Source organism: Streptomyces genisteinicus (assembly GCF_014489615.1).
GTDB classification, from domain to species: domain Bacteria; phylum Actinomycetota; class Actinomycetes; order Streptomycetales; family Streptomycetaceae; genus Streptomyces; species Streptomyces genisteinicus.
On record NZ_CP060825.1, the window covers coordinates 2,842,299 to 2,858,799 of the forward strand.

The 16,501-nt window shown below is 73.4% G+C and carries 14 protein-coding genes and 1 pseudogene; 9 read left to right on the forward strand and 6 right to left on the reverse strand.

The window, feature by feature from the left end:
* Window positions 1-273: 273 nt before the first annotated feature.
* Together IAG43_RS12375 and IAG43_RS12380 are read left to right on the forward strand one after the other, a co-directional pair.
* A complete protein-coding gene (locus IAG43_RS12375) occupies window positions 274-1,203 on the forward strand; it encodes an RNA polymerase sigma factor SigF (RefSeq protein WP_187740808.1) in 930 nt (309 codons plus the stop codon).
* Window positions 1,204-1,726: 523 nt separating this feature from the next.
* Window positions 1,727-2,599, forward strand: a complete 873-nt coding sequence (locus IAG43_RS12380; protein WP_187740809.1) for an NmrA family NAD(P)-binding protein — start codon at window positions 1,727-1,729, stop codon at window positions 2,597-2,599.
* A 180-nt stretch (window positions 2,600-2,779) separates the two neighbouring features.
* On the opposite strand, the gene hutI is transcribed toward IAG43_RS12380, so the two are convergent.
* Genes hutI through hutU form a run of 4 tightly spaced genes read right to left on the reverse strand, consistent with a single transcriptional unit; the run spans window position 2,780 to window position 8,266 of the window.
* Complete coding sequence (gene hutI / locus IAG43_RS12385) at window positions 2,780-4,048, reverse strand: imidazolonepropionase (RefSeq protein WP_187740810.1); 1,269 nt, start codon at window positions 4,046-4,048, stop codon at window positions 2,780-2,782.
* 17 nt (window positions 4,049-4,065) lie between these two features.
* Window positions 4,066-5,403, reverse strand: a complete 1,338-nt coding sequence (locus IAG43_RS12390; RefSeq protein ID WP_187740811.1) for a formimidoylglutamate deiminase — start codon at window positions 5,401-5,403, stop codon at window positions 4,066-4,068.
* Window positions 5,394-6,605 (reverse strand): allantoate amidohydrolase, encoded by a 1,212-nt coding sequence (locus IAG43_RS12395; RefSeq protein ID WP_425508592.1) that lies wholly within the window; start codon window positions 6,603-6,605, stop codon window positions 5,394-5,396. Before IAG43_RS12395 ends, IAG43_RS12390 begins: the two co-directional genes overlap by 10 nt.
* Window positions 6,602-8,266, reverse strand: a complete 1,665-nt coding sequence (hutU, locus tag IAG43_RS12400; protein WP_187740812.1) for a urocanate hydratase — start codon at window positions 8,264-8,266, stop codon at window positions 6,602-6,604. Before hutU ends, IAG43_RS12395 begins: the two co-directional genes overlap by 4 nt.
* 242 nt (window positions 8,267-8,508) lie before the next feature.
* On the opposite strand from hutU, the gene IAG43_RS12405 reads away from it, so the two are divergent.
* The 6 genes and pseudogenes from IAG43_RS12405 (at window position 8,509) to IAG43_RS12430 (ending at window position 12,817) form a co-directional block, all read left to right on the forward strand.
* Window positions 8,509-8,973, forward strand: a complete 465-nt coding sequence (locus IAG43_RS12405; RefSeq protein ID WP_187740813.1) for an SRPBCC family protein — start codon at window positions 8,509-8,511, stop codon at window positions 8,971-8,973.
* Between the two features lie 115 nt (window positions 8,974-9,088).
* Window positions 9,089-10,467: pseudogene (locus IAG43_RS12410) on the forward strand (APC family permease).
* 171 nt (window positions 10,468-10,638) lie between these two features.
* Window positions 10,639-11,082, forward strand: coding sequence for a roadblock/LC7 domain-containing protein (locus IAG43_RS12415; RefSeq protein WP_187740814.1), 444 nt, complete (start codon window positions 10,639-10,641; stop codon window positions 11,080-11,082).
* The gene (locus IAG43_RS12420) at window positions 11,079-11,846 is read left to right on the forward strand and encodes a transcriptional regulator (protein ID WP_187740815.1); all 768 of its coding nucleotides are present in this window, start codon (window positions 11,079-11,081) and stop codon (window positions 11,844-11,846) included. Before IAG43_RS12415 ends, IAG43_RS12420 begins: the two co-directional genes overlap by 4 nt.
* Before the next feature lie 82 nt (window positions 11,847-11,928).
* A complete protein-coding gene (locus IAG43_RS12425) occupies window positions 11,929-12,315 on the forward strand; it encodes a roadblock/LC7 domain-containing protein (RefSeq protein ID WP_425508593.1) in 387 nt (128 codons plus the stop codon).
* Window positions 12,316-12,445: 130 nt separating this feature from the next.
* Window positions 12,446-12,817, forward strand: coding sequence for a hypothetical protein (locus IAG43_RS12430; RefSeq protein WP_187740817.1), 372 nt, complete (start codon window positions 12,446-12,448; stop codon window positions 12,815-12,817).
* Window positions 12,818-13,281: 464 nt separating this feature from the next.
* Here the strand turns inward: IAG43_RS12430 and IAG43_RS12435 are convergent, their stop codons facing one another.
* On the reverse strand, window positions 13,282-14,121 hold the full coding sequence (locus tag IAG43_RS12435) for a MurR/RpiR family transcriptional regulator (RefSeq protein WP_187740818.1): 840 nt from the start codon (window positions 14,119-14,121) through the stop codon (window positions 13,282-13,284).
* Between the two features lie 269 nt (window positions 14,122-14,390).
* On the opposite strand from IAG43_RS12435, the gene IAG43_RS12440 reads away from it, so the two are divergent.
* On the forward strand, window positions 14,391-14,816 hold the full coding sequence (locus tag IAG43_RS12440) for a hypothetical protein (RefSeq protein ID WP_187740819.1): 426 nt from the start codon (window positions 14,391-14,393) through the stop codon (window positions 14,814-14,816).
* Window positions 14,817-15,110: 294 nt separating this feature from the next.
* Here the strand turns inward: IAG43_RS12440 and IAG43_RS12445 are convergent, their stop codons facing one another.
* Window positions 15,111-16,496 carry a cystathionine beta-synthase gene (locus IAG43_RS12445; RefSeq protein ID WP_187740820.1) on the reverse strand — a complete coding sequence of 462 codons (1,386 nt, stop codon included), beginning with the start codon at window positions 16,494-16,496 and terminating at the stop codon, window positions 15,111-15,113.
* Window positions 16,497-16,501 lie beyond the last annotated feature (5 nt).

Genomic DNA, 16,501 nt, shown 5'->3' on the forward strand with positions numbered 1-16,501 from the left:
TCTTCGCCGTGTCGTCGCTGCCGCGTCCACCGTATCCGTGCTGCATGTCACAACATCCCCCGGGGTGTTGCGGACACCCCCGAACCCTACGCCCTCCACGCGGTCACGGGGTAGCCGAACTAACCGACAAAGCGGACATGTCGAATCGACGTCACTTGCCACCCGTCCAACGGAACCGGTAGGCCTAGAGAGACACATCCGGAACTGGCCGGCTTTGGAGGCGCCGCTCACCGCAGCAGCATGCACGGCTTCGGCAGCCATATGCCGAGAACGATGGAGGAGACCATGTCACCCCGGCTCGACGATTCGCGTACCCCCACCGCGCCGTCGGCAACGCACGACTTCGCCCCGACGGAACTCCGCGACGAGGAGTACCGGACCGCGGCCGTCCCGGAGGGCCTCGAGGGCCTGCCGGACATTCCCGACCCCGGTGAATTGAGCACGCTGGACTCGCGCGCGCTGTCCAAGACGCTCTTCGACCGGCTGGCCGCCCTCGACGAGGGCACCCACGCACACGCCTACGTACGCAACACCCTGATCGAGCTGAACCTGGCACTGGTCAAGTTCGCCGCGTCGCGCTTCCGCACCCGCAGCGAGCCGATGGAGGACATCGTCCAGGTCGGCACGATCGGCCTGATCAAGGCCATCGACCGGTTCGAGCTGAGCCGCGGGGTCGAGTTCCCCACCTTCGCGATGCCGACCATCATCGGCGAGATCAAGCGCTTCTTCCGCGACACCTCGTGGTCCGTGCGCGTCCCGCGCCGGCTTCAGGAGCTGCGGCTCGAACTGGCGAAGGCGGGCGACGAGCTGTCCCAGCGCCTCGACCGCGCCCCGACCGCCGGCGAACTCGCCGAGCACCTCGGGATCAGCCGCGAGGAGGTCGCCGAGGGCATGGCGGCGAGCAACGCCTACACGGCGAGCTCGCTGGACGCCCAGCCGGAGGACGACGACAGCGAGGGCGCGCTGGCGGACCGCATCGGCTACGAGGACCACGGACTCGAGGGCATCGAGTACGTCGAGTCGCTCAAGCCGATGATCGCCGCCCTCCCGGCGCGCGACCGCACGATTCTCAGCCTGCGGTTCGTGGCGAACATGACGCAGTCGGAGATCGGCGAGGAACTCGGCATCTCGCAGATGCACGTGTCGCGTCTGCTGACGAAGACTCTGGTCAAGCTGCGCAAGGGCCTCACCGCCGAGCAGTGAGACGCGGCCGCCGCGGGCGGCATGTCACGACGCGCGGGGGCCCGTTCCGTCACGGAACGGGCCCCCGCGCGTCGTGCGTGTCCGGGCGTGCCGTGCGTGTCCGGTGGTCCGGCGCGCAGGGCGGGGCGGACCACCGGTCCGGACGGCAGGTGGGCGGGGAGCCGCCGAGCGAGGGCGGCGTGCGAGGTGACTCCGCGGCTCGTGCACCGCATGTCGCGCCCGCGCAGGCGGGAGGCGCGCGGCGACACTGGGACGCGCCGTGCGGAAGCGGCGCACGGCAACGGCCCACGAGGCGCGTGTGCAAGGACGCCTCCCGCCGGCGGGCGGGGTGCGCGGGCTCGTACGGCTGCCGGTGCGTGCCACGTCCGCGCGCCGTCGCGGCGCCGGAGCGGGCCTCGCCGGAGCGGGCCGCCCCGCTGTCGCACGGCCGTGCGGTGGCGGCGGTGGGGTGCGGCCGTGCGGTGATGCCGTGCGGCCGTCCCGTGGTGCAACCGTTCAGTCGTCGTTCGTCGAGAGGACCTTCATGACCGATGTCATCGCAGTCACCGGAGCCGGCGGCAGGGTCGGCGGACGGGTCGCGCGCCGGCTCGCCGAAGCGGGCGCGGCGACCCGGCTGATCGGCCGCGATCCGGACCGGCTGCCCCGGCTGCCCGGGGCGGTCGCGGCGCCCGCCGCCGCCTACGCCGACGGCGAGGCGATGCGCCGTGCGCTGGACGGGGCGCACACGCTGTTCATGGTCTCGGCGCACGAGGCCCCCGACCGGGTGCGGGAGCACCACACGGCGGTGGACGCGGCCCTCGCTGCGGGCGTGGAACGGATCGTGTACCTGTCCTTCGTGGGCGCGGCACCGCGCGCCACGTTCACCTTCGCCCGCGACCACTTCCACACCGAGGAGTACATCCGGGCCGCCCCGGTGCGCCGCACGTTCCTGCGGGACAACTTCTACCTGGCCGCGATCCCGGCGATGACCGGTGCGGACGGGGTGCTGCGCGGACCGGCGGGGCAGGGGCGGGTCGCCGCCGTGGCGCACGACGACATCGCCGACGCCGCCGCGGCCGTCCTGCTGGACACCACGGGCGCGCACGAGAGCGCCGTGTACGACCTCACCGGGCCTTCGGCGTTCACCCTCGCCGAGGCCGCCGCCGAACTCACCCTCGCCACCGGGCGGACGGTCCGCTACCTGTCCGAGTCCCACGACGAGGCGTTCGCCTCCCGCGCCGGCCACGGTGCCGAGGAGTGGGAGGTGACGGGCTGGGTGACGTCCTACGAGGCCATCGGCGCGGGCGAGATGGCCCTCGTCTCGGACGCGGTGCCCCGTCTCACCGGACATCCGGCGCAGTCGCTGCGCGCGTACCTGGCGGCGCACCCGCGCAGCTGGGCGCACCTGCTGGGCTGAGCGCGAGGGGCGGCGGCGCATCCGGGAAGCGAGCCGGTGGAAGCCGGCCGGTGGGAGACGCCGGAGGGGCGGGAGCCCGGGTGCGGCACGCGGACGGGTTCGGGGCCCACGCGAGGTGCCCGGAACCCGGGCTCCCCGGCCCCGCCGGCGCCAGCCCTCCCGGCGCCCGCCCGCCGCCCCTTACGGGCGGACCGGTCCGCCGCCCGCGACCGTGCGTCCCGCACGCAGGACCCGGTGGACCAGCGGGACGCCCGGGCGGTAGGCGAGGTGCACATGGCTCGGGGCGTCGAGCACGACCAGGTCGGCGCGGGCTCCGGGGGTGAGGCGGCCGATGTCCGTGCGGCGCAGGGCCGCCGCGCCGCCGGCCGTCGCGGACCAGACGGCCTCGTCGGGCGTCATCCCCATGTCCCGCACGGCGAGGGCGACGCAGAACGGCACCGACGAGGTGAACGACGAGCCGGGGTTGCAGTCCGTCGAGAGGGCGACGGTGACGCCCGCGTCGAGCAGCCGCCGTGCGTCGGGCCACTCGGCCCGGGTGGAGAACTCCGCGCCCGGGAGCAGCGTCGCCACCGTCGAACCGGCGGCGAGGGCGTCCACGTCCGCGTCCGTCAGATGGGTGCAGTGGTCGGCCGACGCGGCGTCGAGCTCCACGGCGAGCTGCACTCCGGGACCGTAGGTGAGCTGGTTGGCGTGGACCCTCGGCACCAGTCCCTTCGCCTTCCCGGCGGTGAGGACCGCGCGGGCCTGGTCGCCGTCGAACGCGCCCTTCTCGCAGAACACGTCGACCCAGCGGGCGTGCGGCGCGCAGGCGTCGAGCATCTCGCCGGTGACGAGGGCGACGTACGCCGCCGGGTCGTCCGCGAGGTCGGGGGAGACGATGTGCGCTCCCAGGTAGGTCACCTCGTCGGTGTGGCGGGCGGCGATCCGCAGCGCGCGGGCCTCGTCCTCGACGGTGAGCCCGTAGCCGGACTTGGTCTCGAACGTGGTGGTGCCCTGGCGGAGCGCCTCGTCGAGGTAGCGGACGAGGTTGGCCTCCAGCTCCTCGTCGCTCGCGGCGCGGGTGGCGGCGACCGTGGTGCGGATGCCGCCCGCGGAGTAGGAGCGTCCGGACATCCGGGCGTTGAACTCGGCGGTGCGGTCACCGGCGAAGACCAGGTGCGAGTGGGAGTCCACGAAGCCGGGGATCACCGCCCGTCCCCCGGCGTCGATCCGGTTGTCAGTGGCGGGTGCTTTGCTTGATCCACCGACCCAGACGACACGGTCGCCCTCGATGACGACGGCCGCGTCCCTGATCAGACCGAGGGGCGTTCCCTCACCGAGGGAGGGATCGTTGGTGACCAGACTGGCGATGTTGACGATGGCGGTGGCGTCCGTCGCCACGGCGCTGTTCGCGCTCGTGGGGCCGGGGGTCGCCACCGGCCTGTTCGTCGCCGCGGGGCCCGTGTTCATGGTGAGAGATGCCTCCTTCAGCCGCGCAGGGCGGCGATCGAGTCGGCGAGCGCGCCGGCCACGTCCGGTACGGACCGGTGGACCCCGTCCCGCACGACATGGCGTCCGCCCACGACCGTGTGACGCACATCCGCTGCCGACGCTGCGAATACCGCCGTCTCGGCTGCCAGACGCGGCACCGGCCCCGCTGTCCTGACGGAGTCCAGGGCGATCGTGGTGAAGTCGGCGAGCGCGCCCTGTTCCAGCCTGCCTGCCTGCTCCCAGCCGAGTGCGGCGTGGCCGTCGGCCGTCGCGGCACGCAGCAGGGCGGCCGCCGTCCAGTGACCGCGGGTGCGGGAGCGCAGGCGCTCGTTCAGTTCCATGGCCCGCGCCTCCTCCAGCAGGTCGACCACGGCGTGGCTGTCGCTGCCGAGCGAGAGCGGGCTGCCCGCGCGCTGGAGGGCGACGGCGGGTCCGATGCCGTCGGCGAGGTCGCGTTCGGTGGTGGGGCACATGCAGGTGCCGGTGGACGAGTCCCCGAGGAGCGCGATGTCGTGCTCCGTGAGGTGGGTGTTGTGGACGCCCGTGGTCCGCGGGCCGAGCACGCCGTGCTCGGCGAGGAGTTCGGTGGGCGTGCGGCCGTGGGCGGCGAGGCAGGCGTCGTTCTCGGCGGTCTGCTCCGAGAGGTGGACGTGGAGCGGGGCGCCGCGCCCGGCGGCCCAGGCGGCCACGGTGGCCAGCTGGTCCGCGGGTACGGCGCGTACGGAGTGGATCGCCGCCCCGATGCGTGCGCCGTCCCGCTCCTTCAGGCCGGACACCCGCTCGGCCCAGGCGTCGGCCGTCCCGTCGGAGAAGCGGAGCTGGTGGCGGTCGGGGGCGGCGCCGAAGCCGGAGGAGAGATAGGCGGTGTCGAGCAGCGTGATCCGGATGCCCGCCTCGGCGGCGGCCGCGATGAGCGCCTCGCCCATCGCGTTGGGATCGGCGTAGGGCGTGCCGCCCGGCGCGTGGTGGACGTAGTGGAACTCCCCGACGGCCGTGATGCCTGCGAGCGCCATCTCGGCGTACACCGCCCGCGCGAGGGCGTGGTAGCTGTCGGGGGTGAGACGGGAGGCGACCTGGTACATCACCTCGCGCCACGTCCAGAAGGTGCCGGAGCCGACCTGGACGGTGCCGCGCAGGGCGCGGTGGAAGGCGTGCGAGTGGGCGTTGGCGAGGCCGGGGACGGTCAGGCCGCGCAGGACGACGGCGCCGGGCGGCGGCGCGTCGGCTCCGGTGCGCACCTCGGTGATCCTGCCGTCCGCGACGGTCAGGGTCACGCCCGGTTCGGTCCCCGGGTCGAGCCAGGCGTGCTCCAGCCAGTACGTCGTCACCTGCACGCGAGCCCCTCCAGTACGTCGGCGAGCGCGCGGACCCCGGCCACGCAGTCGTCCTCGGCCGCGGCCTCGGCCGGGGAGTGCGAGACGCCCGTGGGGTTGCGCACGAACAGCATGGCGGTCGGGACGTGCGCGGAGAGGATTCCCGCGTCGTGTCCCGCGCCCGTGCCGAGGACGGGGGTCTTCTCGCCGAGGATGCCCGCGAGCTCGTCGCGCAGCGTGTGCGCGAACTCCACCACCGGGGTGAACGACTCCCGGACGACGGTCAGGTCGATGCCCTGGCGGGCGGCGTGGTCCCGGGCGGCGGTCTCGATGCCGGCGACGACCGCGTCGAGGCCCGCCTGGTCGGCGGCGCGGGCGTCGAGCCAGCCGCGGACGAGGGAGGGGATGGCGTTGACGCCGTTGGGTTCGACGGCGATCTTGCCGAAGGTGGCGACGGCGCCCGCGAGTTCCGCCTCGCGCCGGGCGGCGAGGACGGTCTCGGCGTAGGTGAGCATCGGGTCGCGGCGGTCGACGAGACGGGTGGTGCCGGCGTGGTTGGCCTCACCGGCGAAGTCGTACCGCCAGCGGCCGTGAGGCCAGATCGCCGAGGCGATGCCGATGGCGTCCCCGGACAGGTCGAGGGCCCTGCCCTGTTCGACATGGAGCTCGACGAACGCGCCGATCCGGGCGAGCCGCTCGGGGTCGGGACCGATGCCCGCGGGGTCGTGCCCGGCGGCCTCCATGGCCTCCGGGAGGCTGGTCCCGTCGGCGTCGTGCAGCGCGTACGCCTGCTCCCTCGTCAGCTGCCCCGAGACGAGACGGGAGCCGACGCAGGCGAGGCCGAAGCGGGCCCCCTCCTCGTCGGCGAAGTTGACGACGGCGAAGGGCCGGGCGAACCGGACGCCGCGGGAGCGCAGTTCGTCGAGGGCGGCGAAGGCGGAGACCACGCCGAGCGGGCCGTCGAAGGCGCCGCCGTCGGGTACGGAGTCCAGGTGGGAGCCGGTGACCACGGCGTCGCCGGCCTCCCGGTCGCCGAGCCAGGCCCACTGGTTGCCGTTGCGGTCCACCTCGTAGTCCAGCCGCCGGGCCTCCGCCTGCATCCGGAACCAGAGCCGGCAGTCGGCGTCCGCGCCGGTCCAGGCGTAACGGCGGTAGCCGCCGGAGGCGGCGCTGCGGCCGATGGGCCGCAGCGACCGCCACATGGCGTGGAAGGTCTCGCTCACGCGGAGTCGCCCTCCCGCATCGGGACGCGGACGCCCTTGGCGTCGGAGACGGACTCGGCGATGTCGTAGCCCGCGTCGACGTGGCGGATGACGCCCATGCCCGGGTCGTTGGTGAGCACCCGGCGGATCTTCTCGCCCGCGAGCGCGGTGCCGTCGGCGACCGTGACCTGCCCGGCGTGGATGGAGCGGCCCATGCCGACACCGCCGCCGTGGTGGAGGGAGACCCAGGAGGCGCCGGAGGCGACGTTGACCATGGCGTTGAGCAGCGGCCAGTCGGCGATGGCGTCGGAGCCGTCGAGCATGGCCTCGGTCTCGCGGTACGGGGAGGCGACGGAGCCGCAGTCGAGGTGGTCGCGGCCGATGGCCAGCGGTGCCTGGAGCTCGCCCGAGGCGACCATGTCGTTGAAGCGCTCGCCGGCCCGGTCGCGCTCGCCGTAGCCGAGCCAGCAGATACGGGCGGGCAGGCCCTGGAAGTGGACGCGCTCGCCGGCCATCCTGATCCAGCGGTGCAGGGACTCGTTCTCCGGGAAGAGGTCGAGGATCGCCTTGTCCGTCCTGTGGATGTCGGACGCCTCGCCGGACAGCGCCGCCCAGCGGAACGGTCCCTTGCCCTCGCAGAACAGCGGGCGGATGTAGGCGGGGACGAAGCCGGGGAAGGCGAACGCCCGGTCGTAGCCGGCGAGCTGGGCCTCGCCGCGGATCGAGTTGCCGTAGTCGAAGACCTCGGCGCCGGCGTCCATGAAGCCGACCATCGCCTCGACGTGGCGTGCCATGGACTCGCGGGCGCGGGTGGTGAAGCCCGCCGGGTCCTTCGCCGCCGCGTCCGCCATGTCCTCGAAGGCCATGCCGGACGGCAGGTAGGCCAGCGGGTCGTGGGCGGAGGTCTGGTCGGTGACGATGTCGATCGGCGCGCCCTCGGCGAGCAGCTGCGGCAGCAGGTCGGCGGCGTTGCCGAGGAGGCCGATGGAGAGCGGGCGGCGGGCGTCGCGCGCCTCGGTCGCCAGCTGGAGGGCGTGGGCCGGGCTGTCGGCCTTCACGTCCAGGTAGCGGTGCTCGATCCGGCGCTCGATGGCGCGGGGGTCGCAGTCGACGCAGATGGCGACGCCGTCGTTCATGGTGACGGCGAGCGGCTGGGCGCCGCCCATGCCGCCGAGTCCGGCGGTGAGGGTGATGGTGCCGGCCAGGGTGCCGCCGAACTTCTTGGCGGCGACGGCGGCGAAGGTCTCGTAGGTGCCCTGGAGGATGCCCTGGGTGCCGATGTAGATCCAGGAACCGGCGGTCATCTGGCCGTACATGGTGAGGCCGAGGGCCTCCAGGCGCCGGAACTCCTCCCAGTTGGCCCAGTCGCCGACGAGGTTGGAGTTGGCGATCAGGACGCGCGGCGCCCACTCGTGGGTCTGCATGACGCCGACCGGACGGCCGGACTGGACCAGCATCGTCTCGTCCTGCTTGAGGGTCCTCAGCGTGCGCACCATGGCGTCGAAGGAGCGCCAGTCACGGGCCGCCTTCCCGGTGCCGCCGTAGACGACGAGCTTGTCGGGGTGTTCGGCGACCTCGGGGTCGAGGTTGTTCTGGAGCATGCGGAGGGCGGCTTCCTGCTGCCATCCCAGGGCGCTCAGTTCCGTACCGCGCGGTGCCCGTACGGGGCGGGGTCCTGACATGGCGATGCCTCCTCGCGTCACCCGGCGCCCGCGGTCGCGGGCGCTGATGTTCACATCTCTATTCACATCCTGGCGACATGAATACTTCTAGTCAACCACGGCGGCGGGTCCGCGACGGCAAAGACGGGCGGGCCCGCGCCGGTGACCTGCGGGTGACGCTCGCCGGTGACGTGCGGCGGGCCCGCGCCGGCGGCCGGCCGGTGCGGGGGCGGCCCGCGCACCCCGGTGGTTCCATGGAAGACATGGCTATCTCCACGGTCGTGGTCGAGCGGCTGATCCAGGCGCCTCCCGGACGGGTCTGGGAGACGATGACCGACCTGGCGGCATGGGAATCCGTGCTCAGCGGCGTCGAGAGGGTGGAGGTGCTCTCCCCGGGCGGCTTCGGCGTCGGCACCCGCTGGCGCGAGACGCGCCGGATGTTCGGCAAGGAGGCCACCGAGGAGATGTGGGTGACGGCCTGCGAGCCGGCCGAGCGGTACATGGTGGAGGCCGAGTCCCACGGCACCCGGTACATCTCCGAACTCCGCCTGCTCACCGCCGGCCCCGAGACCACCACCGTCCGGATGAGCTTCACCGCCGTGCCGCCGGGCGGCGTCAAGGGCCTGCTGGCCAAGGCCGCCGGGGCGCTCGGCGCACGGGCCGTGCGGCAGGCGATCACCCGCGACCTCGACGACGTCGCACGCGCCGTGGAGCACGGCACCGCCTGACCCGCCCCGCCGGCGCGTCGCGGCCGGATCCGCGCGACGTGGGGCCGGACCGGGGGGAATCACCTCCGCCGCACCGGGCAGAAACCTCTCCACCGGCGAGCGGAAGAGGACCCCCATGAGCGGATCCGGCCCACACCCCAGCACCGAGGCGACGCCCCAGGCGCCGGACGCCGACGGGTCGCCGTCCCTGAAACGGGCCATCGGCCCGAAGCTGCTCATCCTCTTCGTGATCGGCGACATCCTCGGCACCGGCATCTACGCCACCACCGGCAAGGTCGCCGGAAAGGTCGGCGGCGCCCTGTGGCTGCCGTTCCTCATCGGCTTCGTGGTCGCCCTGCTCACCGCCGCCTCGTACGTCGAACTCGTCGGGAAGTACCCGAAGGCCGCCGGCGCCGCCCTCTACACCCAGAAGGCGTTCAAGGTGCCGTTCCTGACCTTCATCGTCGCCTTCATGGTCATGTGCTCGGGGCTCTCCTCCGCCAGCGCGGCCGCCCGCGCCTTCAGCGGCGACTACTTCCAGGAGTTCACCGACGCGATACCGCCCACCCTGATCGCGATCGTCTTCATCGTCGCCCTCGCCGGCCTCGCCCTGCGCGGCGTCTCCGAGTCGGTGAAGACCAACGTGGTGCTCACCGCGGTCGAGCTGACCGGCCTGGCCGTGATCCTCGGCATCGGCGCCTGGCCGTACTGAACGGCGACGGCGAGCCGTCCCGGCTGACCGAGTTCGAGGCGTCGGGCACCGGGTACGCGCTGATCACCGGCGTCCTCGGAGCGACCGCCCTCGGGTTCTTCGCCTTCGTCGGCTTCGAGGACTCGGTCAACATGGCCGAGGAGACCCGGGACCCGGTGCGCACCTTCCCCCGCGCCATCTTCATCGGCGTCACCGTCACCGGAACGATCTACGTCCTCGTCGCCCTGGTGTCGTCGCTGCTCGTCGACTACCGCACCCTGGAGTCGTCCAGCGGCCCCCTGCTGGAGGTCGTCAAGGCGGGCGGGGTCGAGTTCCCGGCCAAACTCTTCGCGCTCATCGCCCTGTTCGCCGTCACCAACTCGGCGCTGATCAACATCATGATGGCCTCGCGGCTGTGCTACGGACTCGCCAACGAACGCGTCCTGCCGAAGGCCATGGGCAAGGTCCACCCCCGCCGCCGCACCCCCGTCACCGGGATCGTCTTCGTCACCGTGCTCGCCATCGGCCTGGTGTCGACGGGCGAGATCGAGGGGCTCGGCGACACCACCTCGTTCCTGCTGCTCTGCGTCTTCGCCGTGGTCAACGTGGCCGTCCTGGTGCTGCGCAGGGACCCGGTCGACCACGCCCACTTCCGGACGCCGACCGTCCTGCCGGTGCTCGGCGCGATCACCGCGCTGGCGCTGGCGAGTCCGCTCGCGGACCGCGCGGCGGACGTCTACATCCGCGCCGGGGTGCTGATCGCCGTCGGCGTCCTGCTGTGGGGCCTGAACAAGCTGTTCCTGCGGATGCGGCCGGAGGGCTGACCGACGGCCCGGCACCGGTCCGTCGGTTTTCGGCCGCGGACCTTATCCGCAACGGGGCATGTCCCATGTGAATTTGCCAGAACTGCCCACGGCGGATGCCACGTTGCGTAGCCTCTCGGTCACCGGCGCGCATCCGTGCGGGCCGTACCGAGGCGGGGAGGGGAGTTCCGCGTGCCCGGAATCGACGAGTGCCTGCTGCAGGCCATGGTGGTGCCGGGGGCACGCGGAGCGGCGATCGTGGACTGGACCAGCGGGCTCGCGCTCGGCGCGATAGGCGAGACACCCGGCGGCGACGTGGAGACCACGGCGGCCGAGACGGCCGAACTGGCCCGGATGGCCGCCGAGTACCCCTCGTTCGCCCCCGACGCCACCGGCCCCGCGGGGCCGGGCGGCCCCGGAAACCCGGAGCCGGGCACCGGGGCGCGCGGCATCAAGGGCTTACCGGTGGAGGACCTCATCGTCACGACCCGCGACGGCTACCACGTCATCCGCTTCGTCGAGACGACCTTCGACAGCAGCGTGTTCCTGCATCTGTGGCTCGACCGGGACACCGGCAACCTCGCCCTCGCCAGACTGCGAATGGCCGACATCGCCGAGCGGCTGGTCCTCGGATGAGCTCCGCGGCGACGGCCGTCTCCCCGATGCTCGCCCGGCTCGCCGAGGAGCGCGCCACCGGCGTCCTCGTACGCGACCACGGCGCCCTCTACCTGGCGGACGGCCAGGTCGTGCACGCCGAGAGCCCCGCGGCGCCCGGCATCGACGTCCTGCTGACCGCGAGCGGGCGCCTGCCCCGCGCCGGCTGGGAGGAGGCCGTGGCCCGGGCCGGCGCCCGGCGCGAGGTGGCACGCTTCCTCGTCGACAGCGGCCGGCTGGCCGACGGCGAACTGGAGATCTGCCATCTCGCCGCCCTGCACGACGCCGCCTTCTTCGCCCTCGCCCCCACCAGCGGCCCCACCCGCTTCCGCTACGGCGTCGCGCACTGGATGGGCACCGTCCGCCCGGTGCCCGCGGCCGACGTGGCCCGCGAGGCCCGCCGCCGCCGCGGACTGCTGGAGACGGTGTGGCCCTACCCCGAGGTCGACACCGCCCCCCTCGTCCCGGGCACCGCAGCTGCCGCGGCCTCGCGGCGGCAGCGGGATCTGCTGGCCCTGGCGGACGGGGTGCGCACGCCGTCCGCCATCGCCCGCGAACTCGGCCGCCCCGCCTTCAACACCCTGGTCGAGGTGCGGCGGATGGCCGCCGCAGGACTCGTCGAGACACCGTCCGAGCCGGTGGCGGACACCGGCGGCCCGCTGCCCGGCTGGGTCTCCCAGTTCCCCGCCGACCCGGACATCGCCCTGCTCCGCCGGCTCCGCGACGCCCTGGAGGCAAGCCTGTGAATCACCGCCGCCCGACCCACCGGGCCCGGCGTGTCCCGTCATGAGGCGCGCGCTGCGGCTGCGCGCCGAGAGGAGACAGCTCATGACGGCCGAAGCCGATGTGCTCGGCGAGATCAGAAGGCTGCGCGCCAGGGTGCCGCAGCTGACCGGCGCCCTCGCGGCGAGCGCGGACGGCCTGGTGCTGGCGGCGGACACCGCCGAGGCGGAGGGGGTCGCCGCCCTCACCGCCGCCGCGCTCGGAGTCGCCCTGCGCCTGACCGACGCGACCGGCCAGGGCGGTTTCAAGGAACTGCTCGTCCGCGGCGAGAGGGGATACGTCGCCACCTACGCGGCCGGAACGTCGGCCGTGCTCACGGTACTGGCCGAGCCGAGGATCAACGTCGGCCGGCTCCACCTCGAGGCCCGTCGTGCCGGAGCCCGCATCGGAGAGCTCGTCGACGGGGCGCTCGAACGGACACAGGACGCCTGACATGGCTGCCACCCCCGCGAAACCACCCGCACGCAACACCACCACCACGACACGCAACACGACGACCACGACCACGACCACGACCACGACCCGGAGAAACCGGACCGGACGGAAGGAAGGTGCGCCCGCCATGGCCAACACCGAAGCCGCGCTCAAGGAAGCGATGACCATCGACGGAGCGATCGGAGCCGCCCTCGTCGACTACACCAGCGGCATGGCGCTGGGCACCATCGGCGGCGGCAAGGATCTCGACCTCAACGTCGCGGCCGCCGGCAACACCGACGTGGTCCGCGCCAAGGTGCGCACCATGGAGCACCTGGGGCTCAAGGAGGAGATCGAGGACATCCTGATCACCCTCGACACCCAGTACCACATGATCCGGCTGCTCAAGAGCCGTGGATCGAACGGGCTGTTCCTCTACCTCGCGCTCGACAAGCAGCGCGCCAACCTGGCGATGTCCCGGCACCAGCTGCGGAAGATCGAGGCCGAGCTGGAGGTCTGACGCCGGCGGAGCGGCCGGCCCGCCCGGCGGGCATGCCGGGCAGGAACCGGGCGCCGCCGAAGGGCGCCGCCGACGGTCCCGTCCGCCCCGCACGCCGGGCGGGGCGTGGCACGCCCCGCGCCGCGCCCCACCGGGCGCGGCGTCGTCCGCCGCGGTCCCCGCGGTCGGGAAGCCCTCGACCCGCCTGCCCACAGGTCCGCCCGGCAGCCGGTCCGTGCGCACCCGCAGGAGCACGTCCCGGTCCCGCTGCACCCGGCCTCGGCCAGCCGTGACGAGGCCGTCGGCCAGGCGCGGTGGCGGGTCGCAGCCTGGGCCGACCCGGCGGACCCATGCGGTCGCCGCACCAGCCGCCCTTCCGGGCGCACCATGAGAACCGGTGCAGCCGGCACGGCGCCGGGGCACCACCCGGTCCTGCGCGAAGCGCGCGGCCGGCGAACCGCCCCGCCCGCCCGACCGCCCGGGCGTCAGTCGGCGAAGAGCCCCCGGGCCGCGGCCCGGGTGTCGAAGTCCTCCAGCCGGGCCTGCGCGTCCGGCAGACCGTCGCACATGGCCTCCAGCAGCACGCGGCCCAGCAGCATCGGGGCGCAGGCGGTGTCGAAGGCGAGGCCCGTGCCGACGGCGGCCGGGATCAGCAGGTCGCTGTGGGCGGCGACGGGGGCGAACGCGGAGTCCGCGACCGTGATCACGGTGAGTCCCGCGGACCGGGCGTACTCCAGGGCCGCGACCACCTCGCGGGGGTGGCGCGGCAGCGCGAAGCAGATCAGCGCGGTGGCGCCCGCCCGGCGTGCGGCGTCGACGCGGTCGGCGAGCATCGAGCCGCCCTCGTCGAGGAGGCGCACGTCGGGGTGGACCTTGGCGGCGAAGTACGCGAACCCGCGGGCCTGCGAGGAGGCGGCGCGCAGGCCGAGCACGGGCAGCGGCCGGGACGCGGCGAGCAGCCGTCCGGCGCGTTCGACGGGTGCGGGGTCGGCGAGCATCGCGGAGAGCTGGCGCAGGTTCTCGATCTCGGCCTGCACCGCCTGCTGGTACTCGTTGAGTTCGTCCTCGCGGGACGCCGTGGTCCGGGGCGGCGCCACGTCGCGCAGGTGCTTGCGCAGCGACGGGTAGCCGTCGAAGCCGAGGGCGACGGCGAAGCGGGTGACCGAGGGCTGGCTGACCCCGGCGAGGTCCGCCAGCTCGACACTGGACAGGAACGGCACGTCCGCCGCCTTGCGGACCATGCAGTGGGCGATGCGCCGCTGGGTGGGGGTGAGCCGGTGCCCTTCGAACAGCAGTTGCAGCCGCGCGGCAGGGCTGTCGCTCATCGCCACCCCTCACGGGTCTTGTATTCAGTCATCCAGAACTCTGCATGACGATATACAGGACCGGCAAGCGGTACGTGCGGGTAGCCCTCGCGGGGCAGGAGCCGGCCGCATGCGGGCAGCCCCCGCGGGCCAGGACCCGGCCGCGTGCGGGCAGCCCCCCGCGGGCCAGGACCCGGCCGGGCCCCACGCGGTCACCCCCGGGGGTCCCCACCCGGAAAGGGGGGCTGGCCCCACTGACTCCGGCGCCCCGCTCTTCTACCGTCTTCTCCATGGAAGCCCGCGACCAGGAGCTCAAGAAGGAGCTCGACGCCACCCTCCACGCCCGACGCGACCTGGGCGAGGAGTACGACTCCGCGCTCGTGGAGTCGTTCCTGGAGAAGATCGAGCAGCGCGTGGACGGCACGGTGGACCGCCGGGTGCGCCGGCAGCTGGCCGAACACCAGATGGTCGTGGCGCGCGGCGGCGCCCGGCCGGGACCGGCACCGGGGTCCCACTTCGCCGAGCGCTACGGCTTCGCCGTCATCACGATGGTCCTCGCGATCCCGCTGTCGGCGATCGGGGTGGCCAACGCCGACCTCGCCGGGCTGGTCGTCACCTGGCTGGGCATCGTGGGTGTGAACGTGGCGCACGCGGCCCACCTGTGGCCGTGGCAGCGCGCCGCCGACCGGCGCCGTGCGTCGGAGTGGGAGGACTGACCGTCCGTCCCCGCGCCCGGGGAGGTAGCGCGGGGACCGCCGCACCCCCGGCGAACCGGGGGGCGGGACGACGGCGGTCCCCGCGAGGGACACGGACCGGGTCAGGGCCGGTCGACGCGTCCTGGCGTCCTGGAGGTCCGGGAGCCGCTCCGTAGTCCTGGACGCCGTCCTTGCCGGCCGGATCACCTGCCCGGTCCCCTGCCGACACCCCTTACTGTGCAGGACGCGTGTTAAGCGGGTGCTGCGCGTACGTGACGTGCTCGTACCGAATGCGCGAAGGCCCGGTCGGTCAGCTCACTTCACGTCGCCGGCGAGGAAGGCGAGCAGGTCCTGACGGCTCACCACACCCGTGGGCTTGCCCTCGACCAGCACGATCGCCGCGTCGGCCGCGTCGCCGAGCACCGCCATCAGGTCGGCGACGGGCTCGCCGGAACCGACCTGGGGCAGCGGCGCGGACATGTGCTTCTCCAGCGGGTCGTTCAGCGAGGCCCGCTGGGTGAACAGGGCGTCCAGCAGTTCCCGCTCCACGACCGAGCCGATGACCTCGGCGGCCATCACGTCCGGGTGGCCCGCGCCCGGCTTGACGATCGGCATCTGCGAGACGCCGTACTCGCGGAGCACCTCGATGGCCTGGCCGACGGTCTCCTCCGGGTGCATGTGCACCAGGCTGGGCAGCGCGCCGCCCTCCTTGTGGCGCAGCACCTCGGCGACGCTGGCGCCGCCGCTCTCCAGGAAGCCGTAGTCCGCCATCCACTCGTCGTTGAAGATCTTGGAGAGGTAGCCGCGGCCGCTGTCCGGCAGCAGCACCACCACGACGTCGTCCGGGCCGAGCCGCTCGGCGACCCGCAGCGCGGCCACCACGGCCATGCCGCAGGAGCCGCCGACGAGCAGGCCCTCCTCCTTCGCGAGCCGGCGGGTCATCTGGAACGAGTCCTTGTCGGACACGGCGACGATCTCGTCGGTCACGGTCCGGTCGTAGGCGCTCGGCCAGAAGTCCTCGCCCACGCCCTCGACGAGGTAGGGGCGGCCGGAGCCTCCCGAGTAGACGGAGCCCTCGGGGTCGGCGCCGACGATCTTCACCGCGCCGTCGCTGACCTCCTTGAGGTAGCGGCCGGTGCCGGAGATGGTGCCGCCGGTGCCGACGCCGGCGACGAAGTGGGTGATCCGCCCGTCGGTCTGCTCCCAGAGCTCGGGACCGGTGGTCTCGTAGTGGGAGCGCGGGTTGTTCGGGTTCGAGTACTGGTCGGGCTTCCAGGCGTCCGGGATCTCACGGACCAGCCGGTCGGAGACGTTGTAGTACGAGTCCGGGTGCTCCGGGTCGACGGCCGTCGGGCAGACCACGACCTCGGCGCCGTAGGCACGCAGCACGTTGATCTTGTCGGTGGACACCTTGTCCGGGCAGACGAAGACGCACTTGTAGCCCTTCTGCTGGGCCACGATCGCCAGTCCCACACCGGTGTTTCCGCTGGTGGGCTCGACGATGGTGCCGCCGGGCCGCAGCTCGCCGCTCTGCTCGGCGGCCTCGATCATCCGCAGCGCGATCCGGTCCTTCACCGAACCGCCCGGGTTGAAGTACTCGACCTTGGCGAGGACGGTCGCCGAGATGCCTTCGGTCACGTTGTTCAGCCGTACCAGCGGGGTGTCGCCGACGAGACTGATCATCGAGTCGTGGATGCGCACAATGT